At 60.8% G+C, this 23,018-nt stretch carries 20 protein-coding genes and 4 tRNA genes; 6 read left to right on the top strand and 18 right to left on the bottom strand.

Annotated features, from left to right (window positions below; genetic code table 11):
- Nucleotides 1–114 precede the first annotated feature (114 nt).
- The 12 genes from BMZ70_RS04845 to BMZ70_RS04790 form a co-directional block, all read right to left on the bottom strand.
- Nucleotides 115–714, bottom strand: a complete 600-nt coding sequence (locus BMZ70_RS04845) for an FxDxF family PEP-CTERM protein (RefSeq protein WP_207231523.1) — start codon at nt 712–714, stop codon at nt 115–117.
- Between the two features lie 192 nt (nt 715–906).
- Nucleotides 907–983, bottom strand: a tRNA-Asp gene (locus BMZ70_RS04840).
- 39 nt (nt 984–1,022) lie between these two features.
- A tRNA-Asp gene (locus BMZ70_RS04835) sits at nt 1,023–1,099 on the bottom strand.
- A 58-nt stretch (nt 1,100–1,157) separates the two neighbouring features.
- Nucleotides 1,158–1,233 (bottom strand) — tRNA-Val (locus BMZ70_RS04830).
- Between the two features lie 61 nt (nt 1,234–1,294).
- A complete protein-coding gene (locus tag BMZ70_RS04825) occupies nt 1,295–1,567 on the bottom strand; it encodes an HU family DNA-binding protein (protein ID WP_092270637.1) in 273 nt (90 codons plus the stop codon).
- Nucleotides 1,568–1,749: 182 nt separating this feature from the next.
- Nucleotides 1,750–4,161 carry an endopeptidase La gene (gene lon, locus BMZ70_RS04820; protein ID WP_092270634.1) on the bottom strand — a complete coding sequence of 804 codons (2,412 nt, stop codon included), beginning with the start codon at nt 4,159–4,161 and terminating at the stop codon, nt 1,750–1,752.
- Between the two features lie 283 nt (nt 4,162–4,444).
- Nucleotides 4,445–5,713, bottom strand: a complete 1,269-nt coding sequence (gene clpX / locus BMZ70_RS04815) for an ATP-dependent Clp protease ATP-binding subunit ClpX (RefSeq protein ID WP_092270631.1) — start codon at nt 5,711–5,713, stop codon at nt 4,445–4,447.
- Nucleotides 5,714–5,863: 150 nt separating this feature from the next.
- The gene (gene clpP, locus BMZ70_RS04810; protein WP_371866049.1) at nt 5,864–6,481 is read right to left on the bottom strand and encodes an ATP-dependent Clp endopeptidase proteolytic subunit ClpP; all 618 of its coding nucleotides are present in this window, start codon (nt 6,479–6,481) and stop codon (nt 5,864–5,866) included.
- A 157-nt stretch (nt 6,482–6,638) separates the two neighbouring features.
- On the bottom strand, nt 6,639–7,979 hold the full coding sequence (gene tig, locus BMZ70_RS04805) for a trigger factor (RefSeq protein WP_092270625.1): 1,341 nt from the start codon (nt 7,977–7,979) through the stop codon (nt 6,639–6,641).
- A gap of 34 nt (nt 7,980–8,013) precedes the next feature.
- A tRNA-Leu gene (locus BMZ70_RS04800) sits at nt 8,014–8,100 on the bottom strand.
- A gap of 171 nt (nt 8,101–8,271) precedes the next feature.
- Complete coding sequence (locus BMZ70_RS04795; RefSeq protein ID WP_092270622.1) at nt 8,272–11,361, bottom strand: efflux RND transporter permease subunit; 3,090 nt, start codon at nt 11,359–11,361, stop codon at nt 8,272–8,274.
- On the bottom strand, nt 11,358–12,440 hold the full coding sequence (locus BMZ70_RS04790) for an efflux RND transporter periplasmic adaptor subunit (RefSeq protein ID WP_229205296.1): 1,083 nt from the start codon (nt 12,438–12,440) through the stop codon (nt 11,358–11,360). The genes BMZ70_RS04795 and BMZ70_RS04790 overlap by 4 nt, the downstream gene beginning before the upstream one ends.
- Before the next feature lie 177 nt (nt 12,441–12,617).
- On the opposite strand from BMZ70_RS04790, the gene hpnC reads away from it, so the two are divergent.
- Entirely contained in the window at nt 12,618–13,460 is an 843-nt protein-coding gene (hpnC, locus tag BMZ70_RS04785; RefSeq protein WP_092270619.1) for a squalene synthase HpnC, read from the top strand.
- Between the two features lie 23 nt (nt 13,461–13,483).
- On the opposite strand, the gene BMZ70_RS04780 is transcribed toward hpnC, so the two are convergent.
- Complete coding sequence (locus tag BMZ70_RS04780; protein WP_092270616.1) at nt 13,484–13,804, bottom strand: hypothetical protein; 321 nt, start codon at nt 13,802–13,804, stop codon at nt 13,484–13,486.
- Between the two features lie 132 nt (nt 13,805–13,936).
- Nucleotides 13,937–14,347, bottom strand: coding sequence for a VOC family protein (locus tag BMZ70_RS04775; protein ID WP_229205295.1), 411 nt, complete (start codon nt 14,345–14,347; stop codon nt 13,937–13,939).
- 71 nt (nt 14,348–14,418) lie between these two features.
- Between BMZ70_RS04775 and hpnD the strand changes: the two genes are divergently transcribed.
- The 4 genes from hpnD (at nt 14,419) to BMZ70_RS04755 (ending at nt 18,405) form a co-directional block, all read left to right on the top strand.
- Entirely contained in the window at nt 14,419–15,252 is an 834-nt protein-coding gene (gene hpnD / locus BMZ70_RS04770; protein WP_092270610.1) for a presqualene diphosphate synthase HpnD, read from the top strand.
- Nucleotides 15,245–16,672 (top strand): hydroxysqualene dehydroxylase HpnE, encoded by a 1,428-nt coding sequence (hpnE, locus tag BMZ70_RS04765; RefSeq protein ID WP_373922465.1) that lies wholly within the window; start codon nt 15,245–15,247, stop codon nt 16,670–16,672. Before hpnD ends, hpnE begins: the two co-directional genes overlap by 8 nt.
- A gap of 121 nt (nt 16,673–16,793) precedes the next feature.
- Nucleotides 16,794–17,588: a DUF1700 domain-containing protein gene (locus BMZ70_RS04760; RefSeq protein ID WP_092270607.1), complete on the top strand. Its 795-nt coding sequence runs from the start codon at nt 16,794–16,796 to the stop codon at nt 17,586–17,588.
- A 7-nt stretch (nt 17,589–17,595) separates the two neighbouring features.
- Nucleotides 17,596–18,405 (top strand): head GIN domain-containing protein, encoded by an 810-nt coding sequence (locus BMZ70_RS04755; protein ID WP_229205294.1) that lies wholly within the window; start codon nt 17,596–17,598, stop codon nt 18,403–18,405.
- 1 nt (nt 18,406) lies between these two features.
- Here the strand turns inward: BMZ70_RS04755 and BMZ70_RS04750 are convergent, their stop codons facing one another.
- Nucleotides 18,407–19,639: a TIGR03862 family flavoprotein gene (locus BMZ70_RS04750; RefSeq protein ID WP_092270601.1), complete on the bottom strand. Its 1,233-nt coding sequence runs from the start codon at nt 19,637–19,639 to the stop codon at nt 18,407–18,409.
- 33 nt (nt 19,640–19,672) lie between these two features.
- Between BMZ70_RS04750 and BMZ70_RS04745 the strand changes: the two genes are divergently transcribed.
- Nucleotides 19,673–19,918 (top strand): hypothetical protein, encoded by a 246-nt coding sequence (locus BMZ70_RS04745; protein WP_092270598.1) that lies wholly within the window; start codon nt 19,673–19,675, stop codon nt 19,916–19,918.
- Here the strand turns inward: BMZ70_RS04745 and moaD are convergent, their stop codons facing one another.
- The 3 genes from moaD to thrC are packed head-to-tail and all read right to left on the bottom strand — an operon-like array spanning nt 19,919 to nt 22,868.
- Nucleotides 19,919–20,173: a molybdopterin converting factor subunit 1 gene (gene moaD, locus BMZ70_RS04740; RefSeq protein ID WP_092270595.1), complete on the bottom strand. Its 255-nt coding sequence runs from the start codon at nt 20,171–20,173 to the stop codon at nt 19,919–19,921.
- On the bottom strand, nt 20,173–21,390 hold the full coding sequence (gene glp / locus BMZ70_RS04735; RefSeq protein ID WP_092270592.1) for a molybdopterin molybdotransferase MoeA: 1,218 nt from the start codon (nt 21,388–21,390) through the stop codon (nt 20,173–20,175). Before glp ends, moaD begins: the two co-directional genes overlap by 1 nt.
- A complete protein-coding gene (gene thrC, locus BMZ70_RS04730; RefSeq protein ID WP_092270589.1) occupies nt 21,390–22,868 on the bottom strand; it encodes a threonine synthase in 1,479 nt (492 codons plus the stop codon). The genes glp and thrC overlap by 1 nt, the downstream gene beginning before the upstream one ends.
- Nucleotides 22,869–23,018: the final 150 nt, after the last annotated feature.

The raw sequence follows: 23,018 nt of genomic DNA, 5'->3' as shown, positions 1-23,018 counted from the left end.
GGGCTTGCACATACAAAAAAGGCGAACTCGCGTTCGCCAATTCCGGTTGCCGGATTTTACAGTGCACACCCCTCTATAGCAAGGGTATCCTTGGCAAAACGGCTATGTTGCAGATCAGCCGTTGCGGCGGCGGCGCGCAGCAGCGCCCACCAGGCCCAGGCCAGCCAGCAGCATGGCGTAAGTGGTCGGTTCCGGCACGGCGGCGACGCTCACGTTGTCCAGCAGCGCGCCAATATTATCGCCGCCAGCATTGCGGAAGCTGAAGACGGCATTGCCGTCTGCCAGCGCGGTGTAGCTCAGCGAGAAAGTCTGGAAACCAACGGTTTCAGTACGGCCAATCACCTGGCTGTTGGTGCCGAAGTTGACGGTCACGCTGTCACCGCCGGTGCCGTAGCTGGCGCGCTGATTACCGGCCAGCGAAAAGCTCAGGATATAGGTCTGGCCTGCGCTCACGGCGATCGAATTGGAGAACAAACCAGCCTTGCCGGTCGAGCCATCCAGGTCGATGTAGTAGCCATTGCCAGGAATCAGGTCCCAGCCGCCGGTCGGGCCAATGATGTCCACAGTACCGTCGCTCACGGTCCAGCCGTTGGCGAAGCTGCTGGCGTTCAATGCGTCGGTATTGGAATCGAAGTTATCGGCGAAGATGGTGGCTGCGTGGACGCTGCTGGCAGTCAGCAGGGCTGCGGCGATGGCGAGTTTTTTTGCGAACATGGTATCCCTCTTTTTTGTTTATATGAGAACAACTTGATTTGCATTTTAGCACCAAGTTGGACTTTGCCACGATCATATTTCTTAATCGCGCGAGGGAAAGTAATGAATGTTGCCGTACGCGATATTTATTTGAATATCGGGATAGAAAAGAAAAAAGCCTGCGGCTTTTTCAAGCTGCAGGCTTTCATATTCTGGCGGAGCGGACGGGGCTCGAACCCGCGACCCCCGGCGTGACAGGCCGGTATTCTAACCAACTGAACTACCGCTCCTAAACGGTATTACGTCGTACTACTAAGCTTGATATTTGTTGGCGGAGCGGACGGGGCTCGAACCCGCGACCCCCGGCGTGACAGGCCGGTATTCTAACCAACTGAACTACCGCTCCAGCTGAATATCAAGGTGCTACATATTACTTTAAAACTTAACTTCTGGCAAATGTTTTTTGGTGGGCGGTGAGAGGCTCGAACTCCCGACCTAAGCCTTGTAAGGGCTCCGCTCTACCAACTGAGCTAACCGCCCATTTGCCTTAGTGAGCAACGCAGTTATGTGTTTCTTTGCCGCTGCTGCTCACCGAAGTCCGTTAGTTTACAGCATCTTTCAAAGCTTTACCAGCTTTAAATTTAGGAACTTTAGCTGCTTCAATGGTGATCTCTTCTTTGGTGCGCGGATTGCGGCCGGTGCGGGCAGCGCGTTCGCTCACGGAGAAGGTGCCAAAGCCGACCAGGGTCACGCTGTCGTTTTTCTGCAGGCTGGTGGTTACGCCGTCGATCACAGCGTCCAGTGCGCGGGCAGCAGCCGCTTTCGAAATATCAGCGGTGGTGGCGATATGGTCGATCAATTCAGTCTTATTCAAAGCAATTCCCCGTGACTAAGGTTATATCTGTTCCCGATAAAATAAAGGGAACTCAAAAAATTCAGGCCGTATTAAACAAGCCAGCCCACTATCGTGTCAAGGCTGCACAATAGAAAAATAAGTAAAAATAAAAAACGGGCGCTATTAAAGCGCCCGTTTTTATGGCTCGACAGATAAAACAGTTAGTGTTTTACCACGTCGCCCTGGCCATCTGGTTTGGTGGCGGCAGCTGCCACGGCTTCCACCGGCGCAGTTTCCGTCAGCGGTTCTGGCTGGCGTTCCAGCGCGATTTCCAGCACTTTGTCGATCCAACGCACTGGCACGATTTCCAGTTTGTTTTTGACGTTGTCCGGAATGTCGGCCAGATCCTTGACGTTCTGCTCTGGGATCAGCACGGTCTTGATGCCACCGCGCTGGGCCGCCAGCAGTTTTTCCTTCAAGCCGCCGATTGGCAATACTTCGCCGCGCAGCGTAATCTCGCCGGTCATCGCCACATCGGCGCGCACCGGGATGCCGGTGAACACCGACACCATCGCCACCGTCATCGCAGCGCCGGCGGACGGACCGTCTTTCGGCGTCGCGCCTTCCGGCACGTGGATGTGGATGTCGCTCTTTTCAAACACTTCGTTCTTGATGCCGAGGCGATTGGCGCGGCTGCGCACCACGGTGCGGGCTGCTTCAATCGACTCTTTCATCACGTCGCCCAAGGTGCCGGTGCGGATCACTCCGCCCTTGCCCGGCATTTGCACGGCTTCGATGGTCAACAGATCGCCGCCCACTTCGGTCCATGCCAGGCCGACCACCTGGCCGATCTGGTTTTCTTTCTCGGCCACGCCGAAGTCGTAGCGGCGCACGCCCAGGAACTTGTCCAGGTTTTTCGGCGTGATGGTCACTTTCTTGTCCGACTTCTTCAGCAGCAGCATCTTCACCACCTTGCGGCAGATCTTCGACACTTCGCGCTCCAGCGAACGCACGCCGGCCTCACGGGTGTAGTAGCGCACGATGTCGCGCACGGTCGCTTCACTGATCGAGATCTCGTCCTCTTTCAGGCCATTGTTCTTGACCTGTTTCGGCAGCAGGTAGCGCTGGGCGATGCTGGTTTTCTCGTCCTCGGTGTAACCCGACAGGCGGATCACTTCCATCCGGTCCAGCAGCGCCGGCGGGATGTTGTACGAGTTCGAGGTCGCCACGAACATTACGTCCGACAGGTCGAAGTCGACTTCGATGTAGTGGTCCGAGAAGGTGTGGTTCTGTTCAGGATCCAGCACCTCCAGCAACGCCGACGATGGATCGCCACGGAAGTCCGCGCCCATCTTGTCGATCTCGTCCAACAGGAACAGCGGGTTGCGCACGCCGACTTTCGCCAGCGATTGCAGCACCTTGCCCGGCATCGAGCCGATGTAGGTACGGCGGTGACCGCGAATCTCGGCCTCGTCACGCACGCCGCCGAGCGCCATGCGCACGAACTTGCGGTTCGTGGCGCGAGCGATCGACTGGCCCAGCGAGGTTTTACCCACGCCCGGAGGACCAACGAAGCACAGGATCGGCGCTTTCAGCTTGTCGACGCGCTGTTGCACCGCGAGGTATTCCAGGATGCGTTCTTTGACTTTTTCCAGGCCGTAGTGATCGCCTTCCAGCACCTTCTCGGCGTTGGACAGGTCGTTGTTGACCTTGGATTTTTTCTTCCACGGCAGGCTGACCAGGGTGTCGATGTAGTTACGCACCACGGTGGCTTCGGCCGACATCGGCGACATCAGCTTGAGTTTTTTCAGCTCGGCGGTCGCCTTGTCCAGCGCCTCTTTCGGCATCTTGGCCAGCGCGACCTTCTTCTCCAGCTCGTCCAGGTCGGCGCCGTCTTCGCCCTCGCCCAGTTCTTTCTGGATGGCCTTGACCTGTTCGTTCAGGTAGTACTCGCGCTGCGACTTCTCCATCTGGCGCTTGACGCGGCCACGGATGCGCTTCTCGACCTGCAGAATGTCCAGCTCGCCTTCGAGCTGGCCCAGCAGGTGCTCCAGGCGCTTGGCGACCGAGAAGATCTCGAGGATGACCTGCTTCTGCTCAAGCTTGAGCGGCAGGTGCGCCGCAACGGTGTCGGCCAGACGGCCGGCATCGTCGATGCCCGACAGCGAAGCCAGGATCTCAGGCGGGATTTTCTTGTTCAGCTTGACGTACTGGTCGAACTGCTGAACGATCGCACGGCGCATCGCTTCGATTTCCGAATCGTCGCCCAGCTCGGAATCGAGCGGCGTCAAATCGGCCACGAAGTGCGTCGGCGTATCGGTGATTTTGTTGATGCGCGCGCGCTGAGCGCCTTCGACCAGCACCTTCACGGTACCGTCCGGCAGTTTCAGCATTTGCAGAATATTGGCCACGCAACCAATTTCATAGATATCGGAAGCAGAAGGTTCGTCCTTGGCAGCGGCTTTTTGGGCGGCAAGCATGATGCTCTTGCCTTGCTCCATAGCGGCTTCCAGCGCCTTGATCGATTTTGGGCGCCCTACGAACAGCGGTATCACCATATGCGGAAATACGACGACGTCCCGCAGCGGCAATAACGGCAGTTGAGTTTGCTCAGTTAATTTGGAAGTTGTCATGGCGTACCTTATGTGAAAGCGTGATTATGATGTGGGCGCTGTTTTGCCAAATCACAAGACCGAACTACAAGAAATAATTCCCTTATAAAAAGAATGTTTTTCGAAGAAAGCCCGCGTCCTACTCTAAAAGATTCATCAAATAAAAAAGCCACGCGCGACGGGGGCGTCACGAGTGGCTTTCCGAATGAAGCCTGAATTCTTTTATTGATTTTTATTGTACCGCCTTGCCCCACGGATGCGAAATGAATTTTGCTGCTGAGCGGGGCAAGTGTGCACAAGTTATTTAATTCTCACCGGAGGCTTTGGCCTGCTCCTGATAAATCAACAAAGGTTTAGCGCCACTGGTGATGGTATTCTCATCAATAACCACTTTGGTGACGTTGGTTTCATTTGGCAGCTCATACATGGTATCGAGCAGCGCATGTTCCAGGATCGAACGCAGGCCACGGGCGCCGGTCTTGCGCGCCAGCGCCTTCTTGGCGATCGCGTGCAGTGCGGCCGGACGGATTTCCAGTTCCGCGCCTTCCATTTCCAGCAGCTTGGAATACTGCTTGATCAGCGCATTCTTCGGCTCGACCAGGATCTGGATCAGCGCTTCTTCGGTCAACTCGGCCAGGGTGGCCACCACCGGCAGACGGCCCACCAGTTCAGGGATCAGGCCGAACTTGATCAGATCTTCCGGCTCCGCTTCCATCAGCACTTCACTGACGTTGCGCTCGGACTTGCTCTTCACCGAAGCGCCGAAACCGATGCCGGATTTCTCCGAACGGTTCTCGATCACCTTGGCCAGGCCGTCGAACGCGCCGCCGCAAATGAACATGATGTTGGTGGTGTCGATCTGCACGAAGTCCTGGTTAGGATGCTTGCGGCCGCCTTGTGGCGGCACCGACGCCATCGTGCCCTCGATCAGTTTCAGCAGCGCCTGCTGCACGCCCTCGCCCGACACGTCGCGGGTAATCGATGGGTTGTCCGACTTGCGCGAGATCTTGTCGATCTCGTCGATGTAGACGATGCCGCGCTGGGCCTTGTCGACATCGTAGTTGCAACTTTGCAACAGTTTTTGGATGATATTCTCAACGTCCTCGCCCACGTAGCCGGCTTCGGTCAGCGTGGTGGCGTCGGCGATCACGAACGGTACGTTCAGCATGCGCGCCAGGGTCTGGGCCAGCAGGGTCTTGCCCGAACCGGTAGGACCGACCAGCAGGATGTTGGACTTGGCCAGTTCGACGTCGTCTTTCTTGCCCAGGTGCTTGAGGCGCTTGTAGTGGTTGTACACCGCCACCGACAGGATGCGCTTGGCAGTCTGCTGGCCGATCACGTACTGGTCCAGCAAGTCCTTGATTTCATGAGGAGTCGGCAGGTCCGACTTGGCGCCCGTCACCGACTCGATGGCCGAGGTTTCATCGCGAATGATGTCGTTGCACAGGTCAATGCACTCATCGCAGATGAAGACCGATGGGCCGGCGATGAGTTTCTTCACCTCGTGCTGGCTTTTGCCGCAGAACGAGCAGTACAGAAGTTTTTCGCCGCTGGAGGATTTTTTGTCTGACATGGGCAGTTTTCTTTGGTTACAGGAAGCAAGTAATCAGTGCAGTGCGACGCGGAAACTTCGCCTGCCTTCACATGCTACCCGAAATAAAAACGAAACGCCCGAACGATTAATCGCCCGAGCGTTTTTTCTAGCTATGCTGCAAAGCTTGCATCAAGCCCGGTTGGTCAACATTTTGTCGATCAAACCGTACTCTACCGCTTCTTCGGCCGACATGAAACGGTCACGATCGGTGTCTTTGGCGATCTGTTCCACGGTTTGGCCGCTGCGTTCCGCCATGATCGAGTTCAGGCGATGGCGCAGGTACAGGATTTCCTTGGCCTGGATTTCGATATCCGACGCCATGCCTTGCGAGCCGCCCGAAGGCTGGTGAATCATGATGCGCGAGTTCGGCAGCGAGAAGCGCTTGCCCTTGGCGCCTGCGGCCAGCAGGAACGCGCCCATCGAGGCGGCGATGCCGGTGCACAGGGTCGATACGTCAGGCTTGATGAACTGCATGGTATCGTAGATCGCCAGCCCGGCCGAGACCGAGCCGCCAGGGGAGTTGATGTACAGCGAGATGTCCTTGTCTGGGTTTTCGCTTTCCAGGAACAGCAGCTGGGCGACCACCAGATTGGCCATTTGGTCGTTGACCGGACCGACCATGAAGATAATACGTTCCTTGAGCAGACGCGAGTAGATATCGTAAGAGCGCTCGCCGCGACCGCTTTGTTCCACCACCATCGGCACCAGGCCGAGCATTTCGGTGTCCAACGCCGGATTTCGGTTCATACCAGTCATTCTATTTCCTTGTGAAGCAGCGGTTAAGAAACGGACCACCATCGTCGTCCCGGCGAAGGCCGGGACCCAATTTGAGCGTACCCAACTTGGATCCCGGCCTTCGCCGGGATGACGGCGATGGCGCCGTCTTGATTCTAACCTAACTGAATTACGCTTGTGCGTTGCTTCCCATCAGCTCGTCAAAGGCGATAACCTTGGACGAAGTCTTCGACAGGCCCAGGACGTAGTTGACGACGTTTTCTTCCAATACAAGGGCTTCGACTTCAGCCAGACGACGACGGTCGCTGTAGTAGTACTTCAGCACTTCGCGTGGATCTTCGTAGCTTTGTGCGAAGTCTTCGATTTGTGCTTTGACTTGCTCTGGCTGGGCTTGCAGGTTGTTTTCGCCAACCAGTTGCGACAGGATCAGGCCCAGGCGTACGCGACGCTCGGCTTTTTCCGCGAACAGTTCTGGTGGGAATGGCACGTCCTTGACGTTCATGCCGCGCTGGGCCATGTCCTGGCGGGTCATTTCAGCCAGGCGCTCGGTGTCCTGAGCGATCAGCGATTTTGGCACTTCCAGGGTGGCGGTTTTCACCAGGGTTTCCATCACGGCTTCTTTGTTGCGTGCTTTCACGCGGCCGGCGACTTCACGCTCCAGGTTGACTTTGATGTCTTCGCGCATTTTAGCGACGTCGCCATCGGCCACGCCCAGCGATTTGGCGAATTCTGCGTCAACTTCCGGCAGGTGGGCCCACTCCAGCTTTTGCAGGGTGATGGTGAACGAGGCGGTTTTGCCGGCCACGTCTTTACCGTGGTAGTCCTCTGGGAACGACAGCGGGAAGGTCTTCGACTCGCCCACTTTCAGGCCGACGGTAGCGGCTTCGAATTCTGGCAGCATGCGGCCTTCGCCCAGCACGAACGGGTAGCCTTCGGCTTTACCGCCTGGGAATTCCACGCCGTCGATCGAGCCGACGAAGTCCACGGTCACGCGGTCGCCGTTGGCAGCGATGGCTTCGCCGCCGTCGCCGTGTTCACCGGCTTCGCCTTTGGTGTGGAAGTGCACGCGCTGTTTGCGCAGGATTTCGATGGTCTTGTCGATTTCAGCGTCGCTGACTTCGGCTTTGACGGTTTCGATTTCCACGGTGGTCAGATCGCCGATCTGTACTTCCGGGTAGACTTCGAAGGTCGCGTCGAAGGTCAGGACGCCAGCTGGCGACTCTTGCTTCGGTTCGATGTTCGGGTAGCCAGCAACGCGCAGTTGGGCTTCGTTTGCGGCGTCGTTGAAAGCGCGGCCAACTTTATCATTCAGCACTTCGGTTTCGATTTGATAACCGTATTGTGCTGCGACCATTTTCAGAGGAACTTTGCCCGGACGGAAGCCTGGTGCCTTAGCCGTTTTGGCTTGCACTTTCAGGCGCTTCTCAACTTCAGCGCGGACTTCGGTCAGCGGGAAGGAGATCGTGATACGACGTTCGAGTTTGCCCAAGGTTTCGACTGCAGTTGCCATGTTAAAAAATCGTCCAAAAAATAAGAAATACAGTTGGTGCGAGGAGGGGGACTCGAACCCCCACACCATTGCTGGCGTCAGGACCTAAACCTGGTGCGTCTACCAATTTCGCCATCCTCGCGGCATGTTTGCACAAAAGCAAAGGGCGACCCATAAGTGAAAACGGTCGCCCTCTTCCTGCTTTTATAGCAGGAGCTTTCAACTTCAACGCGATATTCTAACGGGTTTTTAGCGGAATGGTGACGATTTTTACCATGTAGCCAACATTCCGCTGTTTTTTGCCGTTTTTTGCCTATTTAAGAGGCTTTTTCACTCTAAACCAGGCTGCGTAAAGCGCTGGCAGGAACAGCAAAGTCAGCGCCGTGGCGAGAATTAAACCCCCCATGATGGCCACTGCCATCGGTCCCCAGAACACGGAGCGAGACAATGGGATCATTGCCAGCGCGGCAGCAGCGGCCGTCAGGATGATCGGACGGCAGCGCCGCACCGCCGATTCGACAATGGCGGTCCAGGCATCGTGGCCGGCCTTGATGTCCTGCTCGATCTGGTCGACCAGGATCACCGAGTTACGAATGATCATGCCGAACAGCGCGATGATGCCCAGGTTGGCCACGAAGCCCAGCGGACGACCCAGCACCAGCAGCGCCATCGCCGCACCAGCCACGCCCAGCGGGCCGGTCAGGAACACCAGCAGCGAGCGCGAGAAGCTGTGCAGCTGCAGCATCAGCAGCGTGAAGATCAGGAAGATCGCCAGCGGCAGGTTGGCCGCAATCGACGCTTCCGCCGCACCGCTGTCCGAAGCTGCGCCCTTCACCGTAATGGCATAGCCAGCCGGCAGCGCGTCGCGCAGCGCCTTCAGTTGTGGCTCGATCTGGCCGGACACGGTCGGGCCCTGGATATTGTCGGCCACGTCCGACTGCACGGTGATCGCCCAGTCGCGCCCTTCCCGCCACACTACGCCCGGCTCCCACACGAAGTGCGCGCGGGCCAGTTGGCTGATCGGCACCGATTTGCCGCTGGCGGTCGGGATGTTGGTGTCGTTCAGCACGGCGATGGTGTTGCGCTCCTCAATCGGCTGGCGGATCTGGATATCGATCAGCTTGATGCCTTCGCGGAACTGGCCAATGGCGGTGCCCGACAAAATCGTGTTCGCTGCGCGCATCACGGTCTGCGAGGTCACGCCCAGCGCGCGCATCTTGTCCTGATCGAGGTCGAGACGCAGCACCTTGATCGACTCATTCCAGTTGTCATTGACGCCGATGGTGTTCGGGTTGGCGCGCATGATGTCTTTCACCTGGTCGGCGATCGCGCGCACCTTGTCTACTTCCCCGCCGGTGACGCGGAACTGCACCGGGTACGGCACCGGCGGCCCGTTCGGCAGCAGCTTGACGCGGCCGCGCACTTCCGGGAAGTCGTGCTTGAACACGCCCACAATCTTGTCGCGCAAGGCCGCACGGGCGTGCAGATCCCTCGGCAGCACCACGATTTGCGACACGTTCGTCTGCGGGAAGATCTGGTCCAGCGGCAGATAGAAGCGCGGCGAGCCGGTGCCCACATAGCTGGTCACGCTGACCACGCCTTCCTGCTGGCGGATGAAAGCTTCAAATTTTTTCACCTGCGCCTCGTTGGCGGCAAAGGTCGTGCCTTCCGGCGTCCACATCTCAACCATCAGCTCGGGGCGGCTGGAATCCGGGAAGAACTGCTTCTCGATGAACTTGAAGCCGTACACGCCCAGCGCGAACACCGCCAGCGTGGCGCCGATGGTGATCCAGCGGAATTCGACACACCAGTTGACCAGTGCGCGGAACTTGCGGAAGCCCGGCGTGTCGAACAATTCATGTTCGCCGCCGCCATCGGCATGCGGTTTCACTTTCAGCAGGACGTAGCCGAGGTAAGGCGTGAAGGTCACCGCCACCACCCACGAAATCACCAGCGCCAGTGCGTTCACCGAGAACAGCGAGAATGTGTACTCGCCCGCCGCCGACTTGGCCAAACCGATCGGCAGGAAGCCCGCCACGGTGATCAGCGTGCCGGTCAGCATCGGAATGGCAGTCGACTTATAGGCGAAGGTGGCGGCGTCGAAGCGCGACATGCCCTCTTCCATTTTGCGCACCATCATTTCAACGGCGATGATGGCGTCGTCGACCAGCAGGCCCAGCGCAATGATCAGCGCACCCAGCGAGATCTTGTGCAGGTCGATGTCCAGCATGCGCATGAACAGGAACGTCACCGACAGCACCAGCGGAATGCTCAGCGCCACCACCAGGCCGGGGCGCACGTCCAGACGCAGCTTGGGCTTGCTGTGCAGGCCCAGCGCGACGAAACTCACCGCCAGCACGATCAGCACCGCTTCGATCAGCGTGTGCACGAACTCGCCCACCGAGGCTTTCACCGCCTCAGGCTGGTCGGACACGCGCTCCAGCTCAATACCGACCGGCAGCTTGGCCTTCATCTCGCGCACGGTTTTCTCCATGTGCTTGCCGAGCTGGATGATGTTGCCGCCCTTCTCCATCGACACACCGAGGCCGATGACCTCTTTGCCATTAAAGCGCATCTTGTTGCCCGGCGGGTCCTGATACTGGCGTTTGATGGTGGCGAAGTCGCCGAGGCGGAAGGTGGTGCCGTTGGCGCGCAGTTCCAGTTCTTCCAGATCCTTGACGGTCTTCAGCGCCCCGGTCACGCGAACTTGCAGGTTGTCGGTCGGCGTCACCAGCACACCAGTGGCCTCCACCGAGTTTTGCGTGGCGATCTGGTTGACGATGGCCTCAAACGGAATGCCCAACTGGGCAAACTTCTTGTGCGAGAACTCGATGTTGATCTTCTCGTCCTGCACCCCGAACAGCTCGACCTTGGACACCAGCGGCACGCCCAGCAGCTGCTGGCGCACGAAGTCGGCATAGTCCTTCATCTCGGCATAGGTAAAGCCGTCGCCGGACAGCGCGAAGATGGAGCCATAGGTATCGCCGAACTCGTCATTGAAGAACGGCCCCTGCACGCCGGAAGGCAGCGTGCCACGGATATCACCGATCTTCTTGCGCACCTGATACCACGACTGCGCCACTTCCTTGGGCGGCGCTGATTCGCGCAGCTTGAGGATGATGGTGGTTTCGCCCGGCTTGGAATAGCTGGAAATCTCGTCGATATCCGGCGTTTCCTGCAGCTTTTTCTCCAGCTTGTCGGTGACCTGCTCGGCCATCTGCAGCGAGGTCGCGCCCGGCCAGTTGGCGCGCACCACCATCGCACGGAAGGTGAACGGCGGATCTTCGTCCTGCCCGAGATTGGAATAGCTGAGCGCGCCGCCTATCAGCAGCACCGCGATCAGGTAACGGGTCAGCGGGATGTGCTCCAGCGCCCAGCGTGAGAGGTTGAATCCTTCCTTCATTTGGCGACCCCGTCATTGCCGAGGATCTTGACCCTCTGGCCCGGCTTGAGCAGGTTGACGCCAGCCGTTACCACGGTCTGACCGGCCTTAACGCCGGCCGCCAGCACGATATCGTTGCCAGCCACGCCGCCGATAGTCACCGGCACCAGCTTGACGGCGCCCTGCTCCACGATCCACACCGAAGTGGCTTTCTTCTCATAGAACAGCGCGGTCAGCGGCACCTTGATTTGCGGCGTCGGCGTCTTGGAGGCGAACTGCACCACGGCGGTCATGCCCAGCTTGGCCTCGGCCAGCGAGTCCGGAATCGAGACTTTGACGGTGTAGGTACGGGTGGACGGATCGGCCACCGGCGAAATTTCGCGGATCTTGCCGAGTACGTGGTTCTTCGGATCGGCCCACAGGCGCACCTGCACGTCCGGCACGCGGCGCAGGCTGTCGACCTTGTCTTCCGGGATGCCGATCACGATTTCCTTCTCGCCCGACTTGGCCACGTTCACCACCGGCGTACCGGCCGCCACCACCTGGCCGATCTCAGCGTTGACTGCGGTCACCACGCCATCGACGTCCGCCAGCAGCGAGGCATAGCCGGCCTGGTTGGACTGGCCGCGATACCCGGCCTGGGCCGCATCCACATTGGCTTGCGCGGCTTTGTAAGTGGATTCCTTGGCGTCCAGCACGGCCTGGCTGACGAAGCTCTTGCTGCGCAGTTCCTGATAGCGCTGCAGCTCGGCCTTGGCCAGGTCGCGGTTGGTCTCGGCGGCACGCAGATTGGCCAGCGCCTGCGCCTGCGACAGCTGCAGATCCTGTGGATCAAGCTGCATCAGCACCTGGCCCTTCTTGACCAGCGAGCCCGCATCCACCTTGCGGCTGACGATCTTGCCGCCCACGCGGAAGCCGAGGCGCGACTCTACCCGCGCCTTCACTTCGCCGGAAAACTCGGCATTCACATCCACGTCGCTGCTGACCAGCGAGATGGCGCGCACCGGGCGGATATCTTCGGTTTTCTCGGCCTGCTTCGAGCAAGCGCCCAGCAACGCCAGTGCCGAAGCGGCAACCAGCACATTCTTGAGAGTAGACACGTCGGATTCCTTTAATGACTGACAGGTTATTTATTAATTATAAGCTGAACAATGCCCTTTGCAAATGACTTCTGCGTCATTAATTTTAAGCATGAATACTTGCTCTCATTTCAAGATAGCACTACCATTACGCGCTGGAAACCAATCTCACACCGGCACCCGCCGTTTTTCCCGTTTATGCCGGTCGATCACTACGAAAACTTCCCTGTTGCCTCGATTTTGCTGCCCAAGCGCTTGCGCCCGGCGGTGGAAGCCATCTACGCCTTCGCCCGCAGCGCCGACGACCTCGCCGATGAGGGCGACGCGGCGCCGGAAGAACGCCTGGCGGCGCTGAATGGCTACGAGACGGCACTGGCCCGCATCGAGCAAGGCGCGACCGATCACCAGCCGATGTTTGAACGGCTGGTGCAGGTGGTGCGGGAATATGAGATGCCGGTCAAGCCGCTGTACGATTTGCTGTCGGCCTTCAAGCAGGATGTGCTGGTGTCGCGCTACCAGACCTACGACGATTTGCTCGACTACTGCGCGCGCTCGGCCAATCCAGTCGGCTACATGATGCTGCACCTGTACGGCGCGGCGGATGAAGACAATGTGCGCGATTCGGACGCCATCTGCACGGCGCTGCAGCTGATTAACTTCCTGCAGGATGTGGCGATCGATTTGCACAAGGAACGCATCTACATTCCGCTGGAAGACCTGAACCGCTACGCGATTTCGCCGGCGGCGCTGGACCATGCGAGCGCGCGTCCGCGCTGGCGTTCGTTGATGCGGTTTGAAGTGGACCGCGCGCGCAAGCTGCTGCTGAGCGGTGCGCCGCTGGCTTTGCGCCTGCCGGGGCGGATCGGCTTTGAACTTCGCTTGGTGGTGCAAGGCGGCCTACGCATTCTGGATGCGATCGAAGCGGTGGAGTATGACGTCTTCTTGCATCGCCCCAAGCTGGTCAGGCGCGACTGGATCGCCATCTTCTGGGCCGCCGTGCGCATGAAAAAGCGCCTGGCAGCCACACTCCGAACGGCTTGATCCATCTGCCGGATTCAGACCAATCAGACAGGAGCGAGAGTCTGAGCGGAAATGACTTTCTGTTCGCGCTCTTGTGGCGTCGGCGCGGAGGATGACGGTGGCACGGCCTTCGGCGCAGCAGCCGGTGCTTGCGGTTTGGACTGCTTCAGCACGAATTCACGCAGCGAGGCCGCTTCCGATACCGACAACGCCGTCTGGCAATTCACGCCCTCATTCGAAATCTGCCATTCCTGATAATCGCCTGCGCTCAGCGTGCGCTGCTTCTGCTCGTCGAGCAGCTTGCAACGGCCGGCGACCTCATGCGCTTCCGCCAGATGCTGGGTGTAGTAGGTGGCCGTTTTCATGGGAGCCGTATCTTCCGCAGACGAGCCCTCGCATCCAGCAAGCACTGGAATGATGAGCAAGGATGCAACGATCTGCGATTTCATACGAATAGATTCTCCCGAAAAGGTAACATATTGTATCCCTAAATCATCCTAAGTTGCAGAAGGCGGTCCTTTCAGCTCCACCACGTTGCCTTCCGGGTCGGTCACATAGATCGACGGCCCCTCGCCCTCGGCGCCGTAGCGCGACTCGACCGCACCCGCTTCCACGCCATGCGCGGCCAGGTGGTCGCTGATGGCGGCGGCATCGAACGGCTCCACCCTGAGGCAGAAGTGATCCATATTGCGCCCCTCCCTGCCCGGCGCGGCGCCGCCCATGCGCCCCAGATTGCCGTCCAGCGGCACCAGGTCGATCAGCGAACTGCCGGCGCGCAGCTGCACCAGCCCGATCTCATCCTGCCGCTTCTCCACCGGGCAGCCCAGCGCGCCGCAATAAAACCCCAGCATGGCGTCCAGATCCACCACCCGCAGCACAATATGATCGATTTCCCGAATACAAATCACATAGACCTCCGCCATTTAATCAACTCATTCCTATAGAATAGCGGCTTCGAACAGTCCTTGCTTTTTTATTCATGTCCCCCGACGACTACTGCCAGCAAAAGACCGCACAAAGCGGCTCCAGTTTTTACTACAGCTTCCTGTTCCTGCCGCCGGAGCGTCGCCGCGCCATTACCGCCCTGTATGCGTTCTGCCGCGAAGTGGACGACACCGTCGACGAATGCACCGACGAATCGATCGCCCGCATCAAGCTGGCATGGTGGCGCAAGGAAATCAGCAGTATGTACGCCGGCCAGCAGACCCACCCGGTCACGCAGGCGCTGCAGCCGCACATTGCGCCGTACAACCTGAAGGAAGAGCACCTGCAAGCCATCATCGACGGCATGGAGATGGACCTCAACCAGACCCGCTACCTCGACTACGCCGCGCTCAACAAATACTGCTGGCACGTGGCCAGCGCGGTAGGCATCCTGTCGGCCAGCATCTTCGGCGTGACCAATCCGCAGACCCTGCAGTTCGCGGAAAAACTGGGCCTTGCCTTCCAGCTGACCAACATCATCCGCGACGTCGGCGAAGATGCGCGCAAGGGCCGCATCTACCTGCCGATCAACGAGCTGCAACAGTTCAACGTGACCGCCGCCGAAATCCTCAACAGCAAGCACAGCGAGAAGTTTGAACAGCTGATGGCGTTCCAGGCCGCTCGCGCCCAGCAAGCCTACGACGACGCCTTTGCCTTGCTACCAAAGGAAGACCGCCGCGCCCAGCGTCCCGGCCTGATGATGGCTGCCATCTACCGCACCGTGCTGACCGAAGTGCAGGCCGACGGCTATCACGTGCTGAACCAGCGCATTTCGCTGACGCCGATCCGCAAACTCTGGCTGGCCTGGAAGACTTATATCCGTGGCTGACCAGCAAATCGCCGGCACCGCCGCCGACAAGCGCGGCCAGGCGGATAGCGGCGTGGTGGCGCGCTCGATCGCCGTCATCGGCGCCGGCTGGGCCGGTTGCGCCGCCGCCGTCGAACTGGCGCGCGCCGGCTACAAAGTCACTTTACTGGAAGCGGCCCGCGCTCTCGGCGGCCGCGCACGCCGCATCGAAACCGACCGCAAACAGCTCGACAACGGCCAGCACATCCTGCTTGGCGCCTACAGCGAAACCCTGCGCCTGATGCAGCTGACCGGCATCGACCACAAGCAAGCCGTGCTCAAGCTGCCGCTGCAGATGCGCTATCCGCCCGACACCGGCGGCATGGATTTCGTGGCGCCATCGCTGCCGCTGCCGGCGCCGCTGCACGTGGCCGCTGCCCTGCTGCGCGCCAAGGGCTTGCAGCGCGAAGACAAACTCAGTCTCGCCCGCTTCTCCACCACCGCGCGCTGGATGGGCTGGCAACTGAATACCGATTGCAGCGTCAGCGAACTGCTGGAGCGTTTCGACCAGACGCCGCGCCTGATCCAGCTCATGTGGCGCCCGCTGTGCCTGGCCGCGCTGAACACGCCGCCGGAACGCGCCTCGGCCCAGATCTTTCTCAACGTGCTGCGTGACAGCCTGGGCGCCAGGCGCAGCGCATCCGACATGCTGCTGCCGCGCGCCGACCTGAGCGCCTTATTCCCGGAAGCCGCCGCCCGCTACGTGGAAGCGCATGGCGGCACGACGCGCTGCGGCGCCAAGGTGCAGGCGTTGCGTTCGATCGAAGGCCGCCTGTGGCAGCTCGATATCAGCGGCGCGGCCGTCGGCGGCACCTGGAGCACCTATTTCGGCGGCGTGGTGCTGGCTACCGGCGCCGCCCAGGCTGCCGCTTTGCTGCACGACCTCCCCGATGCCGACACGGCCAACCTGTGCCATCAGCTGACCGCCTTCACACCGGAAGCTATCACCACCGTCTACCTGCAATACGATGCCGGCACCAGGCTGGACCTGCCGTTCTACGCGCTGCAGGACGATGCTTACAGCCATCAGTATGGCCAATTCGTGTTCGACCGCGGCCAGCTGGATGCGGCGCAGGCCGGTCTGCTGGCCGTGGTCATCAGCGCCTCCGGCCCGGCCGCCGCCCAGCCGCAGGAATTGCTGGCCGAAGCGGTCGCCGTGCAGTTGGCCGTCGTCTTCCAGCGCCCGGAGCTGGGCCGCCCGGAATGGTTCAAGGTCATCACGGAGAAACGCGCCACCTACGCCAGCACGCCCGGACTGAGCCGTCCAGACAACGCCACCGGCATGCCGGGACTGTTTTTGGCCGGCGACTACACCGCCGGCGACTACCCGGCCACGCTGGAAATGGCAGTCCGCAGCGGCGCCAACGCCGCCCGGTTACTGACGGGGAGCGCCGCCCAGTAGCCCTTTTTTGTCGCCTGTTCCGCGTTTTCTGCAGCCTGTCACACGCCGGTGGCGTCTGGACAGCGGCTTGGGTACAGTTGCACCATCGGCAAAAAGCACGCAACATTGTGGATTTGATATCATGACCAAGCAGCAATACCTCGACGCGCTCAAGCAGGCCATGCAGGGTCTGCCACCGGAAACAGTGGCCAAGACCCTGGCTTACTACGAGCAGCGCTTCATCGACGGCCTGGTGGCCGGCCAGAGCGAGGCCGAGGTCTACAAGGAGCTCGACGAGCCGCGCAAGATCGCCATGACCCTGCGCGCCAACGCCCACCTGAGCGCCTTCGAGCAAAAGAAAACCCCGGTCAACCTGGCGCGCGTGATGGTGTCGTTTATCGGCCTGGCGATCTTCAACCTGTTCATGGTGATCCCGGCGATGGTCTACGCCAGCCTGCTGGGTGCGATCTATATCGCGGCCTTCGGCTTCTACATCGGCGGCGTGGCGCTGACCGCCAGCGGCCTGTCGGGCCAGAACGAACTGGCGCTGGAAGGTCCGCTGCACCACCTGATGGAATTCACCAACTCCCATTTCGACTCGCCGGAAGACGAGGAAGAGGCGCAGGGCTGGCGCGTCTCGATCAACAGCATGGGCGTGCAGGTCAACAAGGACGACGCCGGGTCGCCATCAACCGACGACGAAGGCCTGAGCCGCAGCGGCAAGCTGCTGAACCGCGCCGAGGCGGTGGCCACCGGCGATGTCCACATCACCACCGATTTTGACAGCGGCGCACGCACCACGCAGTCGCTGATCGGCTTCGGCCTGATATTGGGCGGCATCGGCCTGTGCCTGGTCAGCATCGTACTGACCCGCTACACCGTGATAGGCCTGAAGCGTTATGCAGCGATGAATATGTCGCTGCTGCGCGGACGTTGAGGAAAACATGATGCGCGCATTGATGAAAATTGGAGCCGGCCTGCTGGTACTGGCGTTTGTGCTGATCGGGGTCACCTACAGCATGTTGAAGGCCTACGGCAGCAGCAGCCCGACCAGCGTGGCTGGCCGCTCGCTCGGCACTGAGACGCGCAAGATCGACGCGATGGCCACGGTGGTGGACCTGAGCGGCCCGATCGACCTGATGCTGATTCAGGGCCAGACCGCCTCGCTCAAAGTGCGCGGCGAACAGCGCTCGCTGGCGAATATCGAAACCATCCAGGATGGGCGCGACCTGCACATCGGCACCAAGGGCATGCTGCTCAACCCGCGCCACCGCTTGCAGGTAGAGCTGGTGCTGCCGTCGCTGGAAGAACTGGTGGTGCACAGCAGCGGCGATACCAAGGTGTCCGGCTTTAACGGCGAACGGCTGGAGTTACAGCTGCACGGCTCGGGCAACGTGAATTTTGTTGGCCGCTATCGTGACCTGACGGCCGGCGCACATGGCAGCGGCAATATGAATATCAACGCCGGCAGCAGCGAGAATGTGGAGCTGGAGCTGGTGGGCTCAGGCCAGATCAGCGCCTCCGGCAGTTGCAAGACCCTGAACGCGGAGCTGACCGGATCCGGCGATTTGAATGCGCGCCATCTGGCGTCGGACAAGGTGACGGTGAACCTGAAAGGCTCGGGCACCAGCCACATTTTCGCCAAGCAGTCGGCCGACCTGACCTTGCGCGGCAGCGGTGATATCCGCGTCCTGGGTAATCCTGACCTGCGCAACATCCACCGCACTGGCTCGGGCGAAGTTACCTGGGAGTGAGTCAGCGGCCTCGCCACGCCAGCGCATCGCGCGCTGCGGCCACGCCGCCGGCGAAGCAGCCGGTCAGCAGATAGCCGCCGGTTGGCGCTTCCCAGTCGACCATCTCGCCGGCCACGAACACGCCTGGCGCGGCCTTCAGCATGGTTCCCTCCAGCGCCGACCACTTCACGCCGCCGGCGCTGCTGATCGCTTCATCGATAGGCCGCGCGCGTTCCAGCCGCACCGGCAGGCGCTTGATGGCCTGCGCGAGCTGCGCCTCGTTGGCAAACTGCTCCTTGCTCAAACACTCGCGCAGCAGGCCTGCCTTCACGCCCTTGATGCCAAGCCGGCTTTGCAAATGCGTGGACATGGAACGCGCACCGCGCGGCCGCGAAACTTCGTCTGCCACGCGCTGCTCGCTCCAATCCGGCATCAGATCCAGCCAGATGGTGGTGCTGCCCTCCACCGCGATCTGGTCGCGCAGTGCGGCGGACAAGGCGTAAATCAGGCTGCCCTCGATGCCGCCTTGCGTCACCACAAACTGTCCCTGCTTGCGCATCTCCTTGCCCTGCGCATCGCGCGCGATGACAGCCACCGTCATCAACGGCTCGCCCGCATGGCGACTGCTGAAATACTCGCTCCAGTTCACATCGAAGCCGCAGTTGGCCGGGACCAGCGGCGCCACCTCGACGCCACGTTCCGCCAGCAGCGGCATCCACGCGCCGTCCGAACCAAGACGCGCCCAGCTTGCACCGCCCAGCGCCAGAATGGCTGCGTCGGCGTGCACCAGCCGCTCGCCCTCTTCGGTCTTGAAACGCAAGGCGTCATCCTGCCAGCCCAGCCAGCGGTGACGCATATGAAACTGCACGCCGCTCTCGCGCAAGCGATGCACCCACGCGCGCAGCAGCGGCGCAGCCTTCATATCAGTCGGGAATACGCGGCCCGAGGTGCCGACAAAGGTTTCGAGACCCAGGCCGTGCACCCAGTCGCGCACCGCCTGCGGGCCGAAGGCATCCAGCATGGGCCGCAACGCTTCGGCGCTGGCGCCATAGCGCGTGACGAAATCCGCATATGCCTCGTCATGCGTGATGTTCATGCCGCTGCGCCCGGCCAGCAGGAACTTGCGGCCGACCGACGCCATCGCATCGTAGACCTCCACCTGCACCCCGCCCTGCGCCAGCGTCTGCGCTGCCATCAAACCGGCGGGACCGCCGCCGATGACGGCGACGCGAAAAGGTGTCAAACTAGACTGCATGTGAGGTCCAAATCAAAAACAAAGGAGAGACAAATGGGTGCGCTATTCTGGATTAAACGCTATCTGCAGGCAGCCGTGCCGCTGTTCGTGATACTGGCCGCCGTGGAATGGTTCAAGGGCACGACCGCCAAAGAAGACTATCTCAGCGCCGCAGCATGGGCACTGATCGCCGCCGGCATCTTCACCTACGTCGCGTGGCGCCGCTTCCGCAATGCGATGGCCTGCGCGGCCTGCGAAGGGGTCGCCCAGGCATACAAGGACAAGCACGCCGGGAAGTAATCAGCCGCCGGTCACCGGCGGGAAGAACGCCACCTCGGCGCCATCGGCCAGCGCGGTCTCGGCGCCGCACATCACCTGATTGTACGCCATGCGCAGCGCCGGATGGCCCAGCGCCTGCCGCCAGCTGTCGCCACGCGCAGCCAGATGGTCGCGCAGTGCGCCGACCGTGGCCACGCCGTCCGGCAAGGCCAGCGACTCCGACGAAACGCCAACCGCTTCGCGCACGCTGGCAAAAAATTTTACGGTAACAGCCATCAGTACAATAACTCGTTAAACGGAATGAATCGAACCATGTCGCCGGAGGTGATGACCTGGCCCGGCGGATTGTCGATCACGCCATCGCCCCACACGGTGGAAGTCAGCACACCCGAGCCCTGGTTGCGGAACAGTTCAAGGCCGCCGTTGTCGTTGATGCGGGCGCGCAGGAATTCATTGCGCTTGTCGGCTTTGGGCCAGTTGAAATCGGCGCGCATGCTGTAGGCGCGCGGCGCGATCGGACCTGCCACGCCTTGCAGGCGCAGGATAAATGGCCGCACAAACAGCAGGAAGGTCACGAAGCTGGATACCGGATTACCCGGCAGCCCGATGAAGAAAGCCTGCTGCACTTCGCCGAACGCCAGCGGCTTGCCCGGCTTGACCGCGATCTGCCACATATTCAGCTTACCCTCGGCTTCCACCGCCGGCTTGATGTGATCCTCTTCGCCGACCGAGACGCCGCCCGAGGTGATAATCAGATCGTGGCCCTGCGCCGATTCGCGCAGCACCGAGCGGGTAGCAGCCAGCGTATCCGGCACAATGCCGAAATCGCTGATCTCGCAGCCGAGGTTTTCCAGCAGCGCACGCAGCGTGAAGCGGTTGGAGTTGTAGATGGCGCCCGGCGCCAGAGGCTCGCCCGGCATGGTCAGCTCATCGCCGGTGAAGAACACGGCGACACGCAGCTTGCGCTTGACCGGCAGTTCGGCCAAGCCGACCGATGCCGCCAGCCCCAGCTCCTGGCTGCGCAGGCGCACGCCCGCCTGCAGGACCACGCTGCCGTCGGTGATGTCCTCACCCGCGCGGCGCACCCATTCACCGGATTTAGGCGCATGCTTGATGGTGACGACATCGCCGGCCAGCTCGCACTGCTCCTGCATGACGACAGCATCAGCGCCTTCCGGGATCATGGCGCCGGTGAAGATGCGCGCGGCGGTCCCTGGCTGCAAAGGCTGCGGCACATGGCCGGCCGGGATGCGTTGCGATACTTTCAGCGCCGCGCTGCCGCTGGCGCAGTCGGCCGCGCGTACCGCGTAGCCGTCCATCTGGGTATTGTCCGCGCCCGGCACGTTCATGCCGGAGACCTGCGCCGTTGCCAGCACGCGGCCATTGGCTGACAGCGTCGGAATCACCTCGGCGTCCGCCACCGGACGCGCAGCGTCCAGCATGAACGCCAGCGCATCGGCGACGGACAGCATCGGCTTGCGCGGCTCGCTCATTACAGCCCCGTGTTGGCCGCGATGTACGCCTTCATGGCAGCGACATCAGGTTTCATGACGACGAACTTCTGAGGCAGGTCTTCGATGTTCTCGAAGCCTTCCGGACGCTCGGCATCCTCGCCCAGCGCTTCCAGGATGGTTTCGTTGAACTTGGCCGCCAGCGCGGTTTCCAGCACGATCATGGTCACGCCAGGTTCCAGGTTCTCTTTCGCCACCTTGATGCCGTCGGCGGTGTGGGTGTCGATCACGATGCCGTAATCGTCGGCCACGTCGCGGATGGTGTTGACGCGATCGTCGTGGGTCGACTTGCCCGACTTGAAGCCGTAGTTGGCCACCAGTTTGAACTCGTCGCCGTCGCTGCCCGGTTTGCCCGACAGGTCGAAGCCGCCGTGGGTTTCCACTTTGTGGAACAGCGCGCGGGTGCGGTCGCCGTCGCGGCCTACCAGTTCGTACACGAAGCGCTCAAAGTTGGACGCCTTGGAGATGTCCATCGACGGGCTGCTGGTGTGGTAAGTCTCGGCCGACTTGCGCACGCGGTACACGCCGGTGCGGAAGAATTCATCCAGCACGTCGTTTTCGTTGGTGGCTGCCACCAGTTTGTCAATCGGGAGGCCCATCATGCGGGCGATGTGGCCGGCGCAGATGTTACCGAAGTTACCCGATGGGACGGTGAACGACACCTTCTGGTCGTTGGAGGTGGTGGCCGACAGGTAGCCACGGAAGTAGTACACCACCTGCGCCACAACGCGCGCCCAGTTGATCGAATTGACGGTGCCGATCTTCTGCTTATTCTTGAATCCGAGGTCGTTCGACACCGCTTTGACCATGTCCTGCGCGTCATCGAACACGCCTTCGATGGCGATGTTGTAGATATTCGGATCCTGCAGCGAGAACATCTGCGCGGTCTGGAACGCGCTCATTTTCTTGTGCGGCGACAGCATGAAGACACGGATGCCCTTCTTGCCGCGCATCGCGTATTCGGCGGCGCTGCCGGTGTCGCCCGACGTGGCGCCGAAGATGTTCAGTTCCGCGTTCTGCTTGGCCAGCGCGTATTCAAACAGGTTACCCAGCAACTGCATGGCCATGTCCTTGAAGGCCAGGGTCGGGCCGTTGGACAGCGCTTGCAATACCAGTTTGGTGCCGTTCTCGCCCTCTTCCAGCACGCGCAGCGGCGTAATCTGGCTGGCTTTCTCGCCTTTGCGGGCGTTTTTGTAGACTTCCTTGGTGTAGGTCTTGGCGGTCAGCGCGCGCAGGTCGGCTTCCGGAATATCGGTCGCGAACTTCTTCAGGATTTCGAACGCCAGGTCGGCGTAGGACAGCTGGCGCCATGCGTCCAGCTCAGCGCCGGTCACCTGTGGATAGGTGGTCGGCAGGAACAGGCCGCCGTCAGCGGCGAGGCCGCCCAGCAGAATGTCCGAAAATTGTTGGGAAGACGAGGCGGCGGCCGACGACGCGGCGCGAGTAGACACGTATTGCATAAATGAGAAAGAATTCCAGTTGAGCTGCAGGACGGTACAAAGGCGAGCGGCTATTATAGTGCCCCTCGCGAATTCCGGTGGAATTCACGTTGTTTTATGGTCATGAGCGCTGGAGTACGCGGGAACTGGTGGCGGCGCCGCCGGCCGCCG

Origin of the sequence: Duganella sp. CF402 (assembly GCF_900109645.1) — a bacterium.
In the GTDB taxonomy this organism is placed as follows: Bacteria; Pseudomonadota; Gammaproteobacteria; order Burkholderiales; family Burkholderiaceae_D; genus Rugamonas.
This window is presented reverse-complemented; position numbering and strand designations above follow the sequence as displayed.